This is a genomic window from Pseudomonas corrugata (assembly GCF_050920615.1).
Taxonomy (GTDB): Bacteria; Pseudomonadota; Gammaproteobacteria; order Pseudomonadales; family Pseudomonadaceae; genus Aquipseudomonas; species Aquipseudomonas corrugata.
Window position 1 is genome coordinate 748,735 of the sequence record NZ_CP130434.1, and the last position, 21,634, is coordinate 770,368.

14 protein-coding genes are annotated in these 21,634 nt (G+C 61.2%); 9 read left to right on the plus strand and 5 right to left on the minus strand.

The window, feature by feature from the left end:
• Positions 1-39 precede the first annotated feature (39 nt).
• Positions 40-879 carry a 23S rRNA (adenine(2030)-N(6))-methyltransferase RlmJ gene (locus QZH45_RS03275; protein ID WP_024779846.1) on the plus strand — a complete coding sequence of 280 codons (840 nt, stop codon included), beginning with the start codon at positions 40-42 and terminating at the stop codon, positions 877-879.
• Between the two features lie 277 nt (positions 880-1,156).
• Here QZH45_RS03275 and msrA read toward each other — a convergent pair whose 3' ends face one another.
• From msrA to aceE, 5 genes are all read right to left on the minus strand, one after another.
• Positions 1,157-1,804, minus strand: coding sequence for a peptide-methionine (S)-S-oxide reductase MsrA (gene msrA / locus QZH45_RS03280; protein WP_024779845.1), 648 nt, complete (start codon positions 1,802-1,804; stop codon positions 1,157-1,159).
• Between the two features lie 78 nt (positions 1,805-1,882).
• Entirely contained in the window at positions 1,883-4,576 is a 2,694-nt protein-coding gene (locus QZH45_RS03285) for a putative bifunctional diguanylate cyclase/phosphodiesterase (RefSeq protein ID WP_053193252.1), read from the minus strand.
• Positions 4,577-4,769: 193 nt separating this feature from the next.
• Positions 4,770-6,149, minus strand: a complete 1,380-nt coding sequence (locus QZH45_RS03290) for an alkaline phosphatase D family protein (protein WP_055135645.1) — start codon at positions 6,147-6,149, stop codon at positions 4,770-4,772.
• 408 nt (positions 6,150-6,557) lie between these two features.
• Positions 6,558-8,195 carry a dihydrolipoyllysine-residue acetyltransferase gene (gene aceF, locus QZH45_RS03295; protein ID WP_055136033.1) on the minus strand — a complete coding sequence of 546 codons (1,638 nt, stop codon included), beginning with the start codon at positions 8,193-8,195 and terminating at the stop codon, positions 6,558-6,560.
• A gap of 11 nt (positions 8,196-8,206) precedes the next feature.
• Complete coding sequence (gene aceE / locus QZH45_RS03300) at positions 8,207-10,852, minus strand: pyruvate dehydrogenase (acetyl-transferring), homodimeric type (protein WP_024779841.1); 2,646 nt, start codon at positions 10,850-10,852, stop codon at positions 8,207-8,209.
• A 383-nt stretch (positions 10,853-11,235) separates the two neighbouring features.
• Between aceE and glnE the strand changes: the two genes are divergently transcribed.
• The 8 genes from glnE to QZH45_RS03340 all read left to right on the plus strand — a co-directional run bounded on the left by glnE (position 11,236) and on the right by QZH45_RS03340 (position 21,470).
• Entirely contained in the window at positions 11,236-14,175 is a 2,940-nt protein-coding gene (glnE, locus tag QZH45_RS03305; protein WP_055136032.1) for a bifunctional [glutamate--ammonia ligase]-adenylyl-L-tyrosine phosphorylase/[glutamate--ammonia-ligase] adenylyltransferase, read from the plus strand.
• A gap of 339 nt (positions 14,176-14,514) precedes the next feature.
• Positions 14,515-15,549 (plus strand): lipopolysaccharide heptosyltransferase II, encoded by a 1,035-nt coding sequence (gene waaF / locus QZH45_RS03310; protein ID WP_055134892.1) that lies wholly within the window; start codon positions 14,515-14,517, stop codon positions 15,547-15,549.
• Between the two features lies 1 nt (position 15,550).
• Positions 15,551-16,609, plus strand: coding sequence for a lipopolysaccharide heptosyltransferase I (gene waaC, locus QZH45_RS03315; RefSeq protein WP_024781450.1), 1,059 nt, complete (start codon positions 15,551-15,553; stop codon positions 16,607-16,609).
• A complete protein-coding gene (locus tag QZH45_RS03320) occupies positions 16,609-17,730 on the plus strand; it encodes a glycosyltransferase family 4 protein (RefSeq protein WP_053193258.1) in 1,122 nt (373 codons plus the stop codon). The genes waaC and QZH45_RS03320 overlap by 1 nt, the downstream gene beginning before the upstream one ends.
• Positions 17,730-18,536, plus strand: a complete 807-nt coding sequence (rfaP, locus tag QZH45_RS03325) for a lipopolysaccharide core heptose(I) kinase RfaP (RefSeq protein ID WP_024781448.1) — start codon at positions 17,730-17,732, stop codon at positions 18,534-18,536. Before QZH45_RS03320 ends, rfaP begins: the two co-directional genes overlap by 1 nt.
• Complete coding sequence (locus QZH45_RS03330) at positions 18,536-19,270, plus strand: lipopolysaccharide kinase InaA family protein (protein WP_024781447.1); 735 nt, start codon at positions 18,536-18,538, stop codon at positions 19,268-19,270. The genes rfaP and QZH45_RS03330 overlap by 1 nt, the downstream gene beginning before the upstream one ends.
• Positions 19,267-20,019, plus strand: coding sequence for a lipopolysaccharide kinase InaA family protein (locus QZH45_RS03335; RefSeq protein WP_024781446.1), 753 nt, complete (start codon positions 19,267-19,269; stop codon positions 20,017-20,019). The genes QZH45_RS03330 and QZH45_RS03335 overlap by 4 nt, the downstream gene beginning before the upstream one ends.
• Positions 20,019-21,470, plus strand: a complete 1,452-nt coding sequence (locus QZH45_RS03340; RefSeq protein WP_055134893.1) for a lipopolysaccharide kinase InaA family protein — start codon at positions 20,019-20,021, stop codon at positions 21,468-21,470. The genes QZH45_RS03335 and QZH45_RS03340 overlap by 1 nt, the downstream gene beginning before the upstream one ends.
• Positions 21,471-21,634 lie beyond the last annotated feature (164 nt).

Sequence of the window (21,634 nt, forward strand, 5' to 3'; positions counted from 1 at the left end):
TGCTTCGAGGTAAACTCGTCGCCCTTCGCAGGAGCCGCCATGAACTATCGCCACGCCTTCCACGCCGGCAATCACGCCGATGTGTTCAAACACCTGACCTTGACCCGCCTTATCGCACTGATGGCGCGCAAGGAGCAGCCCTTCGCCTACCTCGATACCCATGCGGGCATCGGGTTGTATGACCTGCTGGGCGACCAGGCCAATCGTACCGGTGAATACCTGGAAGGCATCGCGCGCTTATGGGGACAGGACGATTTACCGCCGCTGACCGCCGACTACATGAAAGTGCTGCACGAGATGAACCCGGACGGACAGTTGCGCTATTACCCGGGCTCACCGGAGCTGGCGCGGCGTCTGACGCGCTCGCAGGATAGGGTCTTGCTCAATGAAAAGCACCCTGAAGACGGTGTGCTGCTCAAGGACAACATGAAGGGTGATCGTCGCGTGGCGGTGCATCTGGGTGAGGGCTGGCACGTCACCCGTGCCTTGCTGCCGGTGGCAGAAAAACGCGGCTTGATGCTGATCGATCCGCCCTTCGAGAAGCTTGATGAAATGCAGCGCTGTGCCGCCTCCCTCAAGGAGGCCATCGGCCGGATGCGTCAGACGGTGGCGGCGATCTGGTACCCGGTGAAGGATCAGCGGATGCTGCGTCGCTTCTATCAGGATCTGGCCGGCACGGGCGCGCCAAAGCTGTTGCGAGTGGAATTGCTGGTGCATCCGCTCGCCACTCCCGACAGCCTGAACGGCTCCGGCCTGGCGATTGCCAACCCGCCGTGGGGGCTGGAAGAGGAATTGCGTGAATTGCTGCCTTGGCTGTCGAAAAAGCTCGGGCAGACCCAGGGTGGATGGCAGATGGATTGGTTGATTGCCGAGCGCTGATCCGCGAGTTTGATGCTGTCTGGCAGGACGCTATCGCGAGCAGGCTCGCTCCCACAGGGGGTTGGTGGTGAACATGGATGTTGTGTCCACCCCGGACCAGGGTGGGAGCGAGCCTGCTCGCGAAGGCGGCGGTACATTCAACATCCATGCAAGCTGACCCACCGCTTTCGCGAGCAAGCCCGCTCCCACAGGGGGTTGGTGGTGAACATGGATGTTGTGTTCACCCCGGACCAGGGTGGGAGCGGGCTTGCTCGCGAAGCTTTTCGAGGCTCGAAAGTCAGATGGGGCAGGTCACGCCTGTCCCGCCAATCCCGCAATAGCCCTCGGGGTTCTTCGCCAGGTACTGTTGATGGTAAGCCTCGGCATAGTAGAACGTCGGCGCTTCATCGATCTCGGTGGTGATTTCCCCGAGGCCGGCCTTGGTCAGTTCAGCCTGGAACACCGCCTTGCTCTTCTTCGCCGCTTCCAGTTGTTCAGGCTTGGTGCAATAGATCACCGAGCGATACTGAGTGCCGATATCGTTACCCTGGCGCATGCCCTGGGTCGGGTTGTGCAATTCCCAGAACATTGCCAGCAGTTCTTCGTAGCTGACCTTTTCCGGTTCGTAGACCACCAGCACCACTTCGCTGTGGCCGGTCAGGCCCGAGCAGACCTCTTCGTAGGTCGGGTTGGGGGTGAAGCCGCCGGCGTAGCCCACCGAGGTGCTGTAGACCCCCTCACGTTGCCAGAAACGACGTTCCGCGCCCCAGAAACAGCCCAGGCCGAAAATCGCGAACTCTACATTGCCCGGAAACGGGCCGAGCAGTGGATTGCCGTTGACGAAGTGTTGATCCGGAACCTTGATCGGGGTTTCACGGCCAGGCAGAGCTTGTTCTTGAGTAGGGAGCACGTTTTTGTTCACCAGAATTTCCGAGCGCAAGACCATCATCAGTCCTCTCAGTCAGATTGAGTTGAGCGAGTTCAAGCAATAAGACTGTCAGTGTGCCCGAGTGTTACAGCGCTGTCAGTCAATTGGGCCGCGCGGGTAGCGCTTGAGCTTCTCGATCAGCTCCGCACCGGGGATTGGCCGGTCGAACAGGTAGCCCTGGCCGACATCGCAGCGATGGCGACGCAGGAAGGCCAGTTGCTGGGCGGTTTCGATTCCCTCGGCCACCACCTTGAGTTTCAGGTTGTGGGCCATGGCGATCACCGCGGAAGTGATTTCCATGTCGTCCTGGTTGTCCGGGATCTCATGGATGAAGCTGCGATCGATCTTGATGATGTCGATCGGGAATTTCTTCAGGTAGCTCAGGGACGAATAGCCGGTACCGAAGTCGTCCATGGCCAGGGTCAGGCCCAGGCGCTTGAGTTGGTCAAGTTGCAAGTGGGTGTCTTCGGTGGCTTCCAGCAGCAGGCCTTCGGTCAGCTCCAGTTCCAGCAGTCGTGAGGGCAGTTGTTCTTCCTTCAGGATACTGGCAATCGAGGCAACCAGGTCCGGGTCGGAAAACTGCTTGGGCGACAGGTTGATCGCCACCTGCAGGTTGCCCAGGCCGGCGGCGGTCAACTGCTTGCTCATGCGGCAGGCCTGGCGGGCGATCCATTTGCCGATGGGGATGATCAGGCCGGTTTCTTCGGCCACGCTGATGAACTGGTCCGGTCGGATCATGCCTTTTTCCGGATGGTTCCAACGCAGCAGCGCTTCCATGCCCAGCAGGCGGCCGCTGCGCAGGCACAGCTTGGGCTGGTAGAACACGTCGAGCTCGTTCTGGGTCAGGGCGCGGCGCAGGTTGTTTTCCACGAACAGCTTGTAGCTGGCCTCGGCGTTCAGTGCTTCGGTGAAGACCTGGACCTGATGCTTGCCGTTGGCCTTGGCCTTGTGCAGGGCGAGTCCGGCGTTGCGCATCAGGGTCTGGGGGTCACGGCCATGCAGCGGGGCACAGGCCAGGCCCACGGAGCCGGTCACGCTGATCAACTGATTATCGACGAACATCGGCTTGTCGAGCGTCATCAGCAACTGGCTGGCGACCTGTTGGCCAACCTCCAGGTCGGTGTCATCCAGCAGCACGGCGAATTCGTTGCTGGCGAAGCGTGCCAGGCTGCCGCTGGGGCTCAGGCTGTTGCGCAAGCGCCGGGCCAGGCTGATCAGCAGTTTGTCACCGGTCTGGTGGCCGAGGCTGTCATTGATTCGCTTGAAGTTGTCGATGTCCACCAGCAGCAGGCTGATGGGCGAGTCACTGTCCCGGGCGAAGCGTTCATCGAGATTGCGAATGAACGCCGGTCGATTGCCCAGGTTGGTCAGGTTGTCTGTGTAGGCCAGGCGCTCGATGCGCTGCTGCGCCAGCTTGGTCTGGGTAACGTCTTCGTAGATGCCGATATAGTGGGTCAGCTCGCGGTTGTCGCCGTAGACCTTGGAAATCGACAGTTGGCCCCAGTAGGGTTCCAGATTCTTGCGTCGACTCTTGAACTCGCCTTGCCAGCTATTGCTCTGGGCCAGGGCCGAGGGAGCGTCGAACAGCAGCTCGCTGAGGTTTTCCAGGGCCGGCAGTTCGGACAGGCGTTGGCCGTGGACTTCCTCGGTGGTGTATTGAGTGATGGCGGTGAAGCTCGGGTTGACGTACTCCACCACGCCATCGCAGTTGACCAGCAGGAACGCGTTGGCGCTTTGTTCCACTGCTCGCTGGAACAAGTGCAGGGCACTGGTGGCGATGCGTCGGTTGTGGTTGTTGATGACCTGGGCGAACTGGTCCGCCAGTTCACCGGCAAAGGCGATCTCGTCCGACTGCCAGGCACGGGTGGCGCCCACCTGTTCCAGGCACAGCACGCCCACCACCTGACCATCGATCCGCACGCTGGCATCGAGCATGGCGTTGACGTTGCGGGCGCGCAGGTTTTCAGCCATTTCCCGGGTGCGTGGGTCGCGTGTCGCGTTATGGGCATCAATGGCGCGGCAGGTCTGCAGCGCTTCCATGTAGTCAGGGTACTCATTGGCGTCGATCACGTCCGGCCGAAAGTATTCCTGGGAAGCACGGTTGTAGGCGGAGATCGGCACCAGCTTGTCGTCCTCCAGGTTCCAGATGCTGGCGCAATCGATCTGGTAGATGTCGCAGGCGCTGCGGGTGATGAGTTCGGCTGCTTCGAGCAAGGAATTATTGGCGCTGTAGCGCTGGCGGGTCAGCAGCAGGATGAGGTCCTGCTGGGCGCGCACGCGGTCCAGATGCTGAAGTTGCTCTTGCTGGGCGCGCTGGTTCAGCTCCAGGGCTATCTGCAGGCGCGAGTTCTGGGTTTCCAGATCCAGGGCCGGCATCGATGGCTCGTTTTGCAGCAGGTTGTCCACCGCCATCAGGTAGCCGCGCAGCAGGTGGCGATTGTGCTGTTTGTACGCTTCACCCATTTCCAGCAGGTTCATGGGGCCCTTGGAGGTGTGAAGCGTATAGCGGATCAGGTAATGCGGGGCCTGGGCCAGTTGTTCTTGAATGGCATCATGCAGCTGGTAGCGCGCTTCAGGCTCCATCAGGCTGGCATAGGGCGAGCTGACCAGTGAGCAAAGCTCTACCGCCGGCAGGCCGAAGTAACGTTCGCAATTGGGGTCGAGGAACAGCAGTGCCCAGCTCGCTTCATTCAGCCGCTCGAAACGCAGCATACCGAGCCGCGAGGGCACCGGTAACTGCGTCACTACCTCGGCCGCCATACGGCTGGCGGCATCGGGTTGGCTTTTCATGGGGAAACTCGCTTCGAGAATGCTGATCGCGCCGGGCTGACGCCCCTCGTTATCAAGGATTGCCGCAAGGTTGCATCATTGCGACACTGGCTGACAAGAGAGATGAAGGCTAAGTGCTATAAACCTTATCGGCCAATAAGCGGATTTCTCCAGTCGTCAGCCGATCAGAGGGCCTGCAAGGGAATACCGTTCGTCAGCGCAACGGGATATCGACTCGCTGCAAAGGGTAGCCGTCACGGTCGTGAAAGGTCACGTGAAGGCTCTGGGTCGAGACATGCAGGTGCGCGAAGTTGTCCTGGCTGACCACTGTGCTGGTCAGCTCATACTGATAGTTACCGTTTTCGGTCCGGGTCATGGGTGGCTTGAAAATAAAATCCGAAGTGGCGGCGTAAGGCAGCAGCTCACTGTTGCAAAACGGCGAGGCAACGATGGTGTGCAGCTCGAAATCGGCATCCTCGCTGTGACACAGGCGGCTGGTCATGGAGCCGTGGACGTCACCGGACACGATGATTACGTTTCTTATCCCATGGCGACGAATGCACTCCAGCAATCGAAGACGCTGTTGCGGGAACGCCTGCCAGGCGTCGCCATCATTGAGTATGCGGTCGGGGTAGAACATGACGCTGGTGACGATGAATTTGACCCGGGCGGTGCTGTTCATGAGCCAGTCGAGCAACGACCGCTCCTGCTCGATATCCAGTATGCGTCGGTCGGCCATCGACAAGTTGCGTCGTGTCCGGCTGTCGGTGACGAACCATTCGATATCGCCGTGAGCGAACTGATACCAGTAGTGCGGCAGCGACCTGTTCAATTTGCCGTCGCTTGATAGTGCGTGGGCCGGGCTATGGCTGGCTTGATAGAGGCCATAGGCGCTCATGGCGTTGGCGTAGAGAATGTCGTCATCGACTTGTCTGTTGGCGGGCCAGTTGTCTTCGATTTCATGGTCGTCGAGGATCATGTAAGTCGGTACGGCGGACATCAACTTGCTGATGTTGGGTTGAGAAAAGACAGTGCGGTATTTGAACAGGATGTCTTTGTAGGTCCGGTCCGGGGCCACAATGTTCAAATCGTCGAGATAAACCTGGTCCCCCGCCATCAATACGCCGCTGATTGGTGGATTGGCCTGGTCCACGATACGCTGGATGCCGGCGAACGTGCGGTCCCCGAGTTCGGGGGCTGAGGGAGCGCCGGCGGTGATGCGCAGATAACGGCAAGAACCGACGATATAAGCGTGTGGAATGCCGGTATCCGCCGTCGGCGTGCGTAACCGATGGATGTCCTCGGGCCATTGTCGAGACGCTTGCGTGGCGTCTTTGTGAGGCGCGGTAAACCACCCGGCCTGGTATTCATAGACGGTGCCGTCTTGCAGGTTCCTCAAAACGATCACATCGGTCATATCGCGATAGGCGTGCAATTGAATGAAATGTTCATTCGTCCATCTCGTATCGCCCTGGCGTCTGTAACGAAGTCCTGCGAATACCGGAAGCTTGGGGGCTTTGTCGCCGCGCAGGAATATTCGTGCGTGGTCGGTCGTGGTGTGGCCGACAATCGGTCCGACGGTGGGTCTGAACATGTTCGAGTCCATTCGAAAGGCAGCATTTTAAAAGTACTTGTGCGAGCAAAAAGTTGTCGCTGCGTGCCGATGCTAAAGCTCGACGCTGAATAAATACTGATAGGGAAGGGGACGCAAGTTGTGGGTAATGACTGATAGATGACATAGGAAAGGTCGCCGGCAAACGGCCTGATGCTTGTCAGTCAAGGCAGGTAACCCTGTGGGAGCAAAGCTTGCTCGCGATCAGGGCGAGCTCAGTCGAGAACGATATTGGCTGATCCACCGATATCGCGAGCAAGCTTTGCTCCCACAGGTTCTGGTGCGTTTATAGCAGGCAAAAAAAGCCCCGCCGTCGGCGGGGTTGAGGTACGAGCGTGGCGCTCGGAAAACAGCGTTCGGATGGCCCCCCCGTGGGGAGGGCCATTCGGGTTACAGCAGGATGGTGCGGATGTCGCCCAGCAGGTCGCTCAGACGTTTGGTGAAGCGTGCAGCGGCGGCGCCGTTGATCACACGGTGATCGTAGGACAGCGACAGCGGCAGCATCAGCTTCGGCTGGAAGGCTTTACCGTCCCAGACAGGCTGGATGGTGGCCTTGGATACACCCAGGATCGCCACTTCCGGCGCGTTGACGATCGGCGTGAAGCCGGTGCCGCCAATGTGCCCGAGGCTGGAGATCGTGAAGCAGGCGCCCTGCATGTCGTCGGCGGTGAGCTTCTTGTTCCGGGCCTTTTCGGCCAGGGCAGCCGCTTCGCCAGCCAGTTGTAGCAGGCTCTTCTGGTCGACGTTGCGGATGACCGGTACCAGCAGGCCTTCCGGGGTATCGACGGCAAAGCCGATGTGTACGTATTTCTTGCGGATCACAGCCTTGCCGCTTGGCGCCAGGGAGCTGTTGAAGTCCGGCAGCTCCTTGAGCAGGTGTGCGCAGGCCTTGAGTAGCAGCGGCAGTACGGTCAGCTTCACGCCGGCCTTTTCAGCCACGGCTTTCTGCGCGACGCGGAAGGCTTCCAGTTCGGTGATGTCAGCCTGGTCGAACTGAGTCACGTGGGGGATATTCAGCCAGCTGCGGTGCAGGCTCGACGCGCCGATCTGCATCAGGCGGGTCATTGCAACTTCTTCGGTTTCGCCGAAGCGGCTGAAGTCCACTGCCGGGATCGGCGGGATGCCTGCGCCGCCTGTGGCGCCTTCGGCCGGTGCATTCTTGGCTTTCTGCATCATGGCCTTGACGTAGGCCTGCACGTCTTCCTTCAGCACGCGGCCGTGTGGGCCGCTCGGGCCGACGGCGGACAGCTCGACACCGAACTCGCGGGCCAACTGACGTACTGCGGGGCCGGCGTGCACCTTGGCACCGCTTGGCGCAGGCGCTGCGGCAAGGGCTGGCGCGGCCTCGGCCTTGGCGGCAGGCGCGGCAGCCGGCGCCGGCGCGGTTTCAGCCTTGGCCGGTGCAGCAGGTGCAGGCGCTGGAGCGGCAGGCGCGGCGGCGCCAGCCACTTTCAGTTTAAGGATCAGGTCACCGGTGCCGACTTCGTCTTCCAGCTTGATCTCGACGCTCTCCACCACGCCGGCGGCCGGCGAGGGGATTTCCATGCTGGCCTTGTCGGACTCCAGGGTGATCAGCGACTGGTCGGCTTCGACGGTGTCGCCGGCCTTGACCAGTACTTCGATGATCTTGGCCTTGCCCGACGAACCGATGTCCGGGACATGGATGTCCTGGACAGTGGCGGCGGCAGGCGCAGCGGCTGGAGCCGGCGCGGCTTCGGCAGCCGGGGCGGCAGCAGGCTTTTCAGCCGGCGCCGGGGCAGGTGCAGGGGCCGCTGCTTCAGGCGCCGCAGCGGCGCCTTCGACTTCCAGCTCCAGCAGTTCGTCGCCTTCTTTCAGGCGATCGCCCAGCTTCACTTTCAGACTCTTGATGACCCCGGCCTTCGGCGCAGGCACTTCCATGCTGGCCTTGTCCGATTCAAGTGTCAGGATGCTCTGGTCGGCTTCGATGCGGTCGCCGACCTTCACAAACAGTTCAATTACTTCACCTTCACCGCTGCCGATGTCAGGTACGCGAATGAGTTCGCTCACGGAAATTCTCCTCAGCAGTCCAGTGGGTTGCGTTTTTCCGGATCGATGCCGAACTTGGCGATGGCTTCGGCCACCACTTTTGGTTCGATATCGCCACGGTCAGCCAGGGCTTCCAGGGCTGCCAACACAACGAACTTACGGTCGACTTCGAAGAAGTGACGCAGCTTCTTGCGGCTGTCGCTACGGCCGAAACCGTCGGTGCCCAGCACCTTGAATTCCTTGGATGGAACCCACTGGCGGATTTGCTCGGCGAATAGCTTCATGTAGTCGGTGGATGCGATGACCGGACCTTTGCGGCCGTTCAGGCACTCTTCGACATAGCTCAGTTTCGGCTTCTGGCCAGGATGCAGGCGATTGCTGCGCTCCACGGCCAGGCCGTCGCGACGCAGTTCGTTGAAGCTGGTAACGCTCCAGACGTCGGCGCCGATGTTGAACTCTTCACGCAGAATCTTCGCCGCTTCACGCACTTCGCGCAGGATGGTGCCGGAGCCCATCAATTGGACGTGGTGGGCCGCTTCGCGGGTGTCTTCCTCGAGCAGGTACATGCCCTTGACGATGCCCGCTTCCACGCCGGCCGGCATGGCTGGCTGCTGGTAGGACTCGTTCATCACGGTGATGTAGTAGAAGACGTCCTGTTGCTCTTCGGTCATCTTCTTCATGCCGTCCTGAATGATCACCGCCAGCTCGTAGCCGTAGGTCGGATCATAGGTGCGGCAGTTCGGGATGGTCCCGGCCAGCATGTGGCTATGGCCGTCTTCGTGCTGCAGGCCTTCACCGTTAAGGGTGGTCCGGCCGGCGGTACCGCCGATCAGGAAGCCACGGGTGCGGCTGTCGCCAGCGGCCCAGGCCAGGTCGCCGATACGCTGGAAGCCGAACATCGAGTAGAAGATGTAGAACGGCAGCATCGGCTGGTTGTGGCTGGAGTACGAAGTACCGGCGGCAATGAAGGAGCTCATGGCGCCCGCTTCGTTGATGCCTTCCTCGAGGATCTGGCCTTTCTTGTCTTCGCGGTAGAACATCACCTGGTCTTTATCGACGGGCTCGTAGAGCTGGCCGACGGACGAGTAGATGCCCAGTTGGCGGAACATGCCTTCCATACCGAAGGTACGGGCTTCGTCCGGAATGATCGGAACGATACGCGAGCCGATTTCCTTGTCCTTGACCAATTGCGCGAGGATCCGCACGAAAGCCATGGTGGTGGAGATTTCGCGGTCGCCCGAGCCGTCCAGGATCGCCTTGAGGGTTTCCAGTGGCGGGGTCGGGACGCTGAAGCTCTTGGCGCGACGCTGCGGTACGAAACCGCCCAGTGCGGCGCGGCGCTCGGCCAGGTAACGGGCCTCGGCACTGCCTTCCTCGGGTTTGAAGAACGGCAGGTTTTCCAGGTCGCTGTCCTTGACCGGAATGTCGAAGCGATCGCGGAACAGCTTCAAGCTGTCGACATCGACTTTCTTGGTGTTGTGCGCGGTGTTCTTCGCTTCGCCGGCACCGGTGCCATAACCCTTGATGGTCTTGGCCAGGATGACGGTTGGCTGTTCCTTGTGGTTGACCGCCTGGTGGTACGCTGCGTAGACCTTGTACGGGTCGTGGCCGCCACGGTTGAGCTTCCAGATCTCGTCGTCGGACAGGTCGGCAACCATGGCCTTGAGTTCAGGCGTGTTGAAGAAGTGCTCGCGGACGAACGCGCCGTCCTTGGCCTTGTAGTTCTGGTACTCGCCGTCGATGACTTCGTCCATGCGACGTTGCAGGATGCCGTCGACGTCCTTTGCCAGCAGTGGGTCCCAGAAACGGCCCCAGATGACCTTGTTGACGTTCCACTGGGCGCCACGGAATACGCCTTCGAGTTCCTGGATGATCTTGCCATTGCCGCGAACCGGGCCGTCGAGGCGCTGCAGGTTGCAGTTGATGACGAAGATCAGGTTGTCCAGCTTCTCGCGGCCGGCCAGGGAGATCGCCCCCAGGGATTCCGGCTCGTCGCACTCGCCGTCACCCATGAAGCACCAGACTTTCTGCTTGCCCGGCTGGATGAAGCCGCGGGCTTCCAGGTACTTCATGAAGCGCGCCTGGTAGATCGCCTGGATCGGGCCCAGCCCCATCGAAACGGTCGGGAACTGCCAGAAGTCAGGCATCAGCCAAGGGTGCGGGTACGAGGACAGGCCGTTGCCGTCCACTTCCTGGCGGAAGTTGTTCATCTGGTCTTCGGAGATACGACCTTCCATGAACGCACGGGCATAGACGCCTGGCGATGCGTGACCCTGGAAGTAGATCAGGTCGCCGCCGTGTTCGTCGGTCGGGGCCTGGAAGAAGTAGTTGAAGCCGATGTCATACAGCGTCGCGCTGGAAGCGAAGCTGGAGATGTGACCGCCCAGGTCAGAATCTTTCAGGTTGGTGCGCATGACCATGGCCAACGCGTTCCAGCGCACCAGCGAGCGAATGCGGCGTTCCATGAACAGGTCGCCAGGCATGCGTGCTTCGTGGGTAACGGGGATCGTGTTGCGGTATGGCGTGGTGATGGCGTAGGGCAGTTGCGAACCGCTGCGGGTTGCGAGTTCGCCCATACGGGTCATCAGATAATGAGCACGGTCTTCGCCTTCTTTGTCGAGAACCGATTCCAGGGCGTCCAGCCATTCCTGGGTTTCGACGGGATCGAGGTCTTGCATGGCTTGCTCCAGGGCGGAAAGGCTACCAGAATCGGTTGCCTGAGTTTGCGACTGGCCTTGTGGGCAGACGGTATAAAATTCTTGGATTGCCGAAGGTTGTTTCGGCGGCGTGTAGTTTTACTACAAATCGCCGGCTGTTTCAGCCTCTCGAATGTATAGACGAGTAGTAAAACTACACATGAAAGGCTTTTGGCCCCTCGTTCCGTTGTGAGAATAATCGTTACTGTTGGTCTTTTGCTAACTCGAACAGGTAAAAACTTGATGTCGGCTGCCAATAAAATCAGATTTTTAGCTATTTATCATCTTTGTTCGACAGTCAATCAGGTAGTGGCTTTGGAAAAAACACTACATCCAGCCTTTCCCGCGCCGATCAAGGATAGACCATGAGCCTGCCCCTGCTTGCCGAAATACCGGCAATTCTCCAGTCATTGGTCAGCCGTGCCGAGCAGTCGTTCCGTGCGGCGGTTGCCCTGCTGGACAATGACCCCGAGCTGTCTACCTGGACGCCGGAGCGCTGGAAGGAGTTCCATCGCGTCGCGGCCGCCAGTGATTTTGTCATCGAGCAGAGTGTCCGCGAACCTTTGATGCTACTGGAACTGGTGCGCAGTGGCGAACTGGACCGCAGCCTGGCCGCCGGCGAAATGTGCGCGCAGATAGGCGCGGCGGTGCAGGCCGCCGAGAGCGAAGATGAACTGGGGCGTGTCCTGCGCCGCCAGCGTACGCGCCAGCAGGTGCGGATCATCTGGCGCGACCTGAACCGCAAGGCCGACCTCGTCCAGACCTGCCGCGATCTGTCGGACATGGCCGATACCTGCATCGACCAGGCCTACCAGTGGTTGTACCAGCGACTCTGCCAGCAATTCGGCACGCCCACCGGTCGACGCAGTGGTGCTGCACAGCACATGGTGATCCTGGGCATGGGCAAGCTGGGCGCGGTGGAGTTGAACCTGTCGTCGGACATCGACCTGATCTTCGCCTACCCCGAGGGCGGCGAAACCGTTGGTGTGAAGCGGCCGCTGGATAACCAGGAATTCTTCATCCGCGTTGGCCAGCGCCTGATCAAGGCCCTGGACCTGATAACCGTCGACGGTTTCGTGTTCCGCGTCGACATGCGTTTGCGCCCCTACGGCTCGGCCGGTGCGCTGGTGCTGAGCTTCAACGCCCTGGAGCAGTATTACCAGGATCAGGGGCGCGACTGGGAACGCTACGCGATGATCAAGGCGCGGGTGGTGGCGGGCGACCAGGTGGCGGGTGCGCAGTTGCTCGACATGCTGCGCCCGTTCGTTTATCGCCGTTACCTGGATTTTTCCGCCATCGAAGCGCTGCGCACCATGAAGCAACTGATCCAGCAGGAAGTGCGGCGCAAAGGCATGGCCGACAATATCAAGCTGGGGTCGGGCGGTATCCGTGAAGTGGAGTTCATCGCCCAGGCGTTCCAGTTGATCCACGGCGGGCGCGACCTGAGCCTGCAACAGCGCCCGTTGCTGAAAGTGCTGGGCACCCTGGAAGGCCAAGGTTATCTGCCTGCCGAAGTGATCGACGAGCTGCGTCAGGGCTATGAATTCCTGCGATACACCGAGCATGCGATCCAGGCCATCGCCGACCGCCAGACCCAGATGCTGCCGGACAGCCCCCAGGATCAGGCACGCATCGCATTCATGCTGGGCTTTGCCGACTGGACGGCGTTCCACGAGCAATTAATGTATTGGCGTGGGCGCGTGGCCTGGCATTTTGGTCAGGTCATCGCTGATCCGGATGAAGAAGAGGGCAGCGAAAGCGAGGTGGTGGTGGGCGGTGAGTGGTTGCCGTTATGGGAAGACAGCCAGGACGAAGAGGCCGCGTGCCGGCAGTTGGAGGAGGGTGGTTTCGTCAATGCACCCAAGGCGCTGAAGGCCCTGGCCGTCCTGCGCACCAGTCCGCAATTGCGCGCCATGCAGCGCCTGGGGCGTGAACGTCTGGATGCATTCATTCCTCGCCTGCTGGCCCAGGCGGTGGAACATGCCGATCCAGACCTGGTGCTTGAACGGGTATTGCCATTGGTGGAGGCAGTGGCCCGTCGTTCGGCCTATCTGGTGCTGCTGACGGAAAACCCCGGCGCCCTGCGGCGCTTGCTGACGCTGTGCGCGGCGAGCCCGTGGATCGCCGAGCAGATCACCCGTTTCCCCTTGCTGTTGGATGAGTTGCTCAATGAAGGTCGTCTGTTCAAGCCGCCCTTGGCACCGGAGCTGGCGGCGGAGTTGCGCGAACGCCTGACGCGGATTCCCGAGGATGACCTGGAGCAGCAGATGGAAGCCCTGCGGCATTTCAAACTGGCACACCGGCTGCGGGTGGCCGCGTCGGAAATCGCCGGCAGCCTGCCGCTTATGAAGGTCAGCGATTACCTGACCTGGCTGGCCGAGGCAATTCTCGAGCAAGTCCTGGCCCTGGCCTGGCGCCAGACGGCGGCCAAGCATGGCGTACCGTTGCGCACGGACGGCAGTTTGTGCGATCCGGGCTTCATTATTGTCGGTTACGGGAAAGTCGGCGGCCTGGAATTGGGGCATGGTTCCGATCTGGACTTGGTGTTTATCCACGACGGCGATCCCCAGGCGGAAACCGACGGGCCTAAACCCATCGACGGAGCACAGTTCTTCACCCGGCTTGGCCAACGGATCATCCATTTGCTGACGGCTCAGACCAACTCCGGACAGTTATATGAAGTGGATATGCGCCTGCGGCCGTCCGGGGCGTCGGGGTTGCTGGTCAGTTCCCTTGGGGCATTTGCCCGTTATCAGGAGAATGAAGCCTGGACCTGGGAGCACCAGGCACTGGTGCGGGCCCGGGTGTTGGTGGGCAGCCAGGATGTGGGCCAGGCCTTCGAGAAAGTCCGGGCTCAGGTGCTTGGGCGCAAACGCGATCTGCCTACGTTGCGCCAGGAGGTCAGCGAGATGCGCGCCAAGATGCGCGATAACCTGGGTAGCAAGGCCACTGCCGCCGGCACCGCGCCAAATGCTTTCGAGGCGACAGCGCCCTTCGATATCAAGCAGGACGCCGGAGGTATCGTCGATATTGAATTTATGGTGCAATACGCGGCCCTGGCGTGGTCCGAGGAACACCCATCGCTGGCGCGCTACACCGATAACATCCGCATCCTGGAAGGGTTGCAAGAGGTCGGCCTGATGCCGCCCGAAGATGCCGCCCTGCTGCGCGAGGCCTATAAAGCCTACCGCTCCGCCGCCCACCGCCAGGCCTTGCAGAAAGAGGCCGGGGTGATCACCGGCGACCAGTTTGTGGATGAGCGCAGACAGGTGCTGCGGATCTGGCGCGAGCTGGGACTGAGCTGAGTATTGAATGTGGGAGCGAGCCTGCTCGCGAAAGCGGAGTGTCAGGCGGCATTGATTGACTGTGCCGGCCTCATCGCGAGCAGGCTCGCTCCCACACTGGATTTGTGGTGTTTGATGTATTTGGGGTCGATGAAGATCCCCTGTGGGAGCGAGCCTGCTCGCGAAGGCGGTGTATCGGGCGATGTTGATGTTGGCTGTGCCGACCTCATCGCGAGCGAGCCCGCTCCCACAATGGAAGTGTGATGTGTTGTAGATTGAAGGCAGAAGGCAACGACCTGGGCCACAGTGATTCTCGAGGCGGGGAGGCGTAGGCCTCCCCGTATCGTTTTTGGAACGCACATGAATATTTTGATCGTTGGGCCCAGTTGGGTCGGTGACATGGTGATGGCGCAGACACTGTTCCAGTGCCTGAAACAGCTCCACCCGCAATGCGAGATCGACGTCCTGGCCCCCGAGTGGAGCCGACCGATCCTGGAACGCATGCCGCAAGTACGCAAGGCCTTGAGCTTTCCGCTCGGTCACGGTGTGCTGGAGCTGGCGACCCGCAGACGCATCGGCAAGTCCCTGGCCAGTCAATATGACCAGGCAATCCTGTTACCCAACTCGTTGAAGTCGGCATTGGTGCCGTTCTTCGCCGGGATCCCCAAGCGTACCGGCTGGCGCGGCGAGTTCCGCTATGGCCTGCTCAACGATGTGCGCACGCTGGACAAAGATCGCTATCCGCTGATGATCGAGCGTTTCATGGCCCTGGCCTATGCGCCGGGTGCCGAGTTGCCCAAGCCCTACCCGCGTCCTGATCTGCAGATCGATCCAGTGACCCGCGAAGCGGCGCTGGCCAAGTTCGGCCTGAGCCTGGACCGCCCGGTGTTGGCATTGTGCCCCGGTGCCGAGTTCGGCGAATCCAAGCGTTGGCCGGCGGATCATTACGCCCAGGTGGCCGAAGCGAAGATCCGCGAAGGTTGGCAAGTCTGGCTCTTCGGTTCGAAAAACGATCACTCGGTGGGCGAGGACATCCGTTCGCGGCTGATTCCGGGCCTGCGGGAAGAGTCGGTAAACCTCAGTGGTGACACGTCCCTGGCGGAAGCCATTGACCTGTTGTCCTGCGCCGATTCGGTGGTGTCCAACGATTCCGGGCTGATGCACGTGGCCGCCGCCCTGAACCGCCCATTGGTGGCCGTTTACGGCTCTACCTCGCCGGGTTTTACGCCACCACTGGCCGACAAGGTCGAAGTGGTGCGCCTGGGCATTGAATGCAGCCCGTGCTTCGACCGTACCTGCCGCTTCGGTCATTACAATTGTCTGCGTCAGCTCATGCCTCCGTCGGTGAATGATGCTCTGGCACGTTTGCAGGGCATCCCCGTGGAGGTCCAGTAACTTGCGGGTACTGTTGATCAAGACCTCTTCGCTGGGTGATGTGGTCCACACGCTGCCGGCGTTGACCGACGCGGCGCGGGCGATTCCCGGCATCCGGTTCGATTGGGTGGTGGAAGAGGGTTTCGCCGAGATTCCGACCTGGCACCCGGCCGTGGGTAAGGTCATTCCGGTGGCGATCCGCCGCTGGCGCAAGAACCTCTGGCAAACCATCAAGAGCGGCGAGTGGCGACGCTTCAAGCAGAGCATGCGCGCTGAACGGTATGACCTGGTGATCGATGCCCAGGGCCTGCTCAAAAGTGCCTGGCTGACTCGCTACGTCAAGGCTCCTGTGGCCGGCCTGGATAAGGATTCGGCCCGTGAACCCCTGGCTGCGCGTTTCTATTCCCGTCGCCTGGCGGTGGCACGCGGTCAGCACGCGGTAGAGCGTGTGCGGCAGTTGTTCGCCGTGGCGCTGGGCTATGACCTGCCCCAGAGCCTGGGCAACTACGGCCTGAGCGTCGATCGTTTGGTGGAACTTCCGCGCGCGTACCCTTATGTGGTGTTCCTGCACGGCACGACATGGGAATCCAAGCACTGGCCGGAGCTGTATTGGCGCCAGCTCACCGAGCGCATGGGCCAGTTCGGCGTGGTGGTGAAGTTGCCGTGGGGCAATCCGCTGGAAAAAGCCCGGGCCGAACGTATCGCCAATGGGCTGCGTAACGCCCTGGTGCTGCCGAAACTGAACCTGGGTGGGATGGGCAAGGTACTGGCCGGCGCCCAGGCTTGTGTGGCGGTAGACACTGGCCTGGGTCACCTGGCCGCCGCCCTGGACGTGCCGACCATCTCACTGCTCGGCCCCACCAACCCGGTGCTGACTGGCGCCTATGGCAAGGGCCAGATCCATCTTGCCAGCGATTTCCCCTGTGCCCCTTGCATGCAGAAACAATGCACTTATCCGCCGACCGCCGAAGATGCCCGTCGGTTTGACCTGAAGCGCGAGCAGCCCTTGTGCTTTACGCGACTGAACCCCGAGCGTGTTGCCAGCCACCTGAGCACGTTATTGGCTGAGGAGCCGCGCTGATGCAATTGGCTTTTGTCCTTTATAAATACTTTCCCTTCGGCGGCCTGCAGCGTGACTTCATGCGCATCGCCCTGGAATGCCAGCGGCGTGGTCATCAGATCCGTGTCTACACGCTGATCTGGGAAGGTGACGTCCCGCCGGGTTTCGAAGTGTTGGTGGCACCAGTCAAGGCACTGTTCAACCATCGTCGCAACGAGAAGCTCAGTGCGTGGATGGAAGCCGACCTGGCCAGGCGCCCGGTAGACCGTTTGATCGGCTTCAACAAGATGCCTGGCCTGGACGTGTATTACGCCGCCGACGGCTGTTTTGAAGACAAGGCGCAGACCCTGCGCAATTCCTTGTATCGACGCTGGGGTCGCTACCGGCATTTTGCCGAGTACGAGCGAGCGGTGTTCGCCAGGGACGCCAAGACAGACGTGCTGATGATTTCCGAAGTCCAGCAGCCGCTGTTCATCAAGCATTACGGCACGCCACTGGAGCGCTTCCACTTATTGCCGCCGGGCATCGCCCAGGACCGCCGCCGACCCGCCGATGCTGACGCGATTCGTGCCGCGTTCCGTGCTGAGTTCGAACTGGCCGATGACGATCTGCTATTGGTGCAAATCGGGTCCGGGTTCAAGACCAAGGGCGTGGATCGCAGTCTCAAGGCGCTCGCCGCTCTGCCTGCCGAACTGAAAAAACGTACCCGGCTGTTTGTAATCGGCCAGGACGACCCCAAAGTATTCCAATTGCAGAGCGCCACGTTGGGGCTCGGTGACAATGTGCGATTCCTCAAGGGGCGCAGCGATATCCCGCGTTTCCTCCTGGGCGCCGACCTGTTGATTCATCCGGCGTACAACGAAAACACTGGCACTGTGCTGCTCGAAGCGCTGGTGGCCGGGTTGCCGGTGCTGGTCAGTGCGGTGTGCGGGTACGCCCATTACATCGCCGAGGCCGACAGTGGGCTGGTGCTGGACGAGCCGTTCGAACAGGCGCAGCTCACCGAATACCTGGAACGGATGCTGGGTGATGCCGATGCGCGGGCGGCCTGGAGCCGCAATGGTCTGGCCTTCGCGGAAACGGCCGACCTCTACAGCATGCCGCAGCACGCGGCCGATGTGATATTGGCGGAGCACCCGTAATGAAATTGATGCTGGCCGAACCGTTCAAGAGCCTTTGGGCCGGGCGCGATGCGTTCGTCGAAGTCGAGGCGCTCAAGGGCGAGGTCTATCGTGAACTGGAAGCCCGGCGCACCTTGCGCACCGAGGTGGACGGTCGCGGCTTTTTCGTGAAGATCCACCGTGGCATCGGTTGGGGCGAGATCGTCAAGAACCTGGTCACCGCCAAGCTGCCGGTCCTCGGTGCGGGGCAGGAGTGGAAAGCCATCCAGCGCCTGCAGGAAGTCGGCGTGCCGACCATGACCGCCGTTGCGTATGGCGAAAAGGGCCAGAACCCGGCGGACCAGCACTCCTTCATCGTCACCGAAGAGCTGGCGCCGACCATCAGTCTCGAAGACTTCAGCATCGACTGGGTCAAGCATCCGCCGCAACCGGCGCTCAAGCGGGCCCTGATCGCCGAAGTGGCGCGCATGACCGGCATGATGCACCGTGCCGGGGTCAACCATCGCGACTGCTACATCTGCCATTTTCTGCTGCACACCGACAAGCCGGTGACCCCGCGGGATTTCAAGCTCTCGGTGATTGACCTGCATCGCGCCCAGACCCGGCCGGCCATTACCACTCGTTGGCGCAACAAGGACTTGGCTGCGCTGTATTTCTCGGCGCTGGACATCGGACTGACCCGTCGTGACAAGCTGCGCTTTTTGAAGGGCTACTTTCAGCAGCCGTTGCGCCGGATCCTGGCGCAAGAGGCCGCACTGTTGAGCAGGCTCGAAGCCAAGGCCAACAAACTCTATGCCCGCAAACAGCGGTACGGGGATGCGCTCTGATGTCGGGTTGGAAACTGGAGCCGGCGTACGCCGAGCTGGCGCAGGATTTCGGCAGCCTCGATGCGGTATTCGCCCTGCAAGGGGAGCGCTTGACCCGCGACCCGCTGTCGGAGGTGATCCGCGTACAGCGCGATGGCGTGAACTATTACGTCAAGCGCTACGTCGGGGCAGGCAAGGGTTTGCGCCGTTACCTGGGCAAGCCGCGGGTCAAGTCCGAATGGCAGAACCTCAAGCGCTTCGCCAAGTGGGGCATTCCTACGGCCGAGATCGTGGCATGGGGCCTGGAGCGCAACGGCGCCGCCTATGCCCGGGGGGCGATGATCACCCGCGAACTGCCCTGCACCGAAGACCTCTCGGCTCTGGCCGAGCGACACGACCTGCGGCTGGCTGATCGTGCCTGGGTTGATGGAGTGAGCCGGCAACTGGCCGGTTATACCCGGACCATGCACGAGCATCGTTTCACCCATAACGACCTGAAGTGGCGCAATCTGTTGATCGACGACCGGTCACGGCTGTTTTTGATCGACTGCCCGAACGGTGATTTCTGGCGGGGATTCTGGCTCAAGTACCGCATCACCAAGGACCTGGCGTGCCTGGACAAAGTCGCCAAGTATCACTTGTCGGCCACCCAGCGCCTGCGTTTCTACCTGCAATACCGCCAACGCGATCGACTCGATACGTGCGACAAGAAGCGCATCCGTCACGTGGTGAGATTTTTCGAGGGGCGTGAATGACTGATTTCCTGGCCGCTGAAGACCGGCCATTGCTGGAACGCCATGGTCTGGACAGTTTCGACGCCTTATGGGCACGGCAACTGGAGGCGGTGGACGAGCCCAATACGTCGGGCGATGGTTGGAGCAGTGTGTTTCGGCTGGAGCTGGAAGGGCGGGGCTATTACCTCAAGCGCCAGAGCAATTACTTGACGCGGACCTTGTCCCACCCCTTCGGTGAGCCGAGCTTTTCCCGGGAATTTCGCAACATCAGCCGTTATCGCCAGTTGGGTATCCCGGCCTTGCAAGCTGTGTTCTACGGCCAGCGCAAGATCGACGGCGAGGTGCGAGCGATCCTGCTGACGCGGGCCCTGGATGGCTGGGATGATCTGGATTCGCTGTTGCAGGACTGGCCGGCGCTGACGGCGGCGCAACGTTCGACCGTCCTGAAAGCCTGCGGTCACCTGGCGCGGCGGCTGCATGGCATGCATCAGGTTCATGGTTGCTTTTACCCCAAGCACATCTTTCTGCAAGCGACTGCCGATGGCTATCAGGCGCAATTGATCGACCTGGAGAAGACCCGCCCGCTACTGTTCGGTCAGCGCGACAGGGTCAAGGATCTTGAGCCTTTGCTGCGTCGTGCGTCAGTCTGGAATGAAGGCGAGGTTCGTCAGTTGTTGGCTGCCTATCTGGATCAGCCAGCGGACGCCGCTCTGGTCGATCGCTGGTTGACCCGCCTGACCGCCCGGCGCAGCCACAAGGAAGCCCGTTGATGCATTTGTCCGAATTGAAAAGCGCCGGTCGCAGTCCCGGCCTGCCCCTGAGCGTGGAGCTGGCCGATGCCGCCGGCCCGGCGCAATTGCAGTTGCTGTCGCTGTTGCGGGTGCTGCCGGGGCAGCGTTATGTCGGTGGCGGCGTCTGGCGCGGCCGGCCGGTGCTGGCCAAATTGCTGGTCGGCAGCAAGGCGGCCCGGCATTTCCAGCGCGAACTGCAAGGCGTGCGCCTGCTGGCGGAACAGGGTTTGACGACGCCGGTGTTGCTGGCCGACGGCCTGAAAGACGGCGAGGGCGGTTGGTTGTTGTTCGAGTTCCTCGAAGGCGCTGAAAGCCTGGGGGACGCCTGGAAGCAGGTCGAACAGTTGCCCTTGCTGGCCGACGAGCAAGCGGCGGTATTGGCCGAAGCCCTTGGCGCGATTGCGCAACTGCACGGCAAAGGACTCTGGCAGGAAGACCTGCATCTGGACAATCTGCTACGCCACGACGGCAAGCTCTACCTGATCGATGGCGCTGGCATTCGTGCTGAAACACCGGGAAAAGCGTTGTCTCGGCAAAAAGTGCTGGAGAACCTGGGGGTGTTTTTCGCTCAGTTGCCTAAATCCCTCGAACCGTTCAATGAAGAGCTGTTGGTGCACTACCTGCTGGGCAACGCCGAGCACGCGTTACCCATGGAGGCGCTGCAAAAGCAGATCGACAAGGTTCAGGCCTGGCGACTGAAGGACTTCCTGGAAAAGGTCGGGCGCGAATGCAGCCTGTTCAGCGTGCAGCGTGGAGCATTCGGCCTGCGGGCGATCCGGCGTGATGAAGAAGCGGCCATGATACCGGTGCTGGAGCGAGCAGATGCCTTGCTGGACCAGGGCCACTTGTACAAGACCGGGGGCGCGGCGAGTGTCGGCAAAGTCGAGGTGGACGGCCGCACCCTGGTTATCAAACGCTACAACATCAAGAGCTTCGTCCATTGGCTCAAGCGCTTCTGGCGTCCCAGTCGTGCCTGGCACTCCTGGCGCGAAGGGCATCGGCTGACGTTTCTCGGCATCGCCACCCCCAAACCACTGGCCTTGCTGGAAAAGCGTTTCCTGTGGCTGCGTCGTGGTGCCTACCTGGTGACCGAGCATCTGTCGGGGCCCGATATCATCGAGCGTTTTGCCCCTTGCGTGGAAAGCGGGGAGGCGCCCGAGTCCGAGTTGCTGGCGCTGGATCGATTGTTCGCCGACCTGATCCGCGAGCGCATCAGCCACGGCGACCTCAAGGGCCACAACCTGTTCTGGCAGCACGACCGCTGGGCGCTGATCGATCTGGACTCCATGTGTCAGCACCGCACCCACGCCAGCTTCGCCCCAGCCTATGCCCGGGATCGGGCGCGATTCATGCGCAATTGGCCTGAGGACAGCGCGTTGTATCGGGTGATCGATCAGCGGGTGCCCAAGGACATTACCGGCGAGTCATGACTCGGGCCTGCGGCCCTATCGCGAGCAGGCTCGCTCCCACAATTGGTCGGCAGCGTACTTGATCCAATGTGGGAGCGAGCCTGCTCGCGAAGACGGAGTGCCAGGCACCTGAGCATTCAGGGCCGCCCAGGTTTTACGGGCACCAAGCGCTCGCCACTCACCGC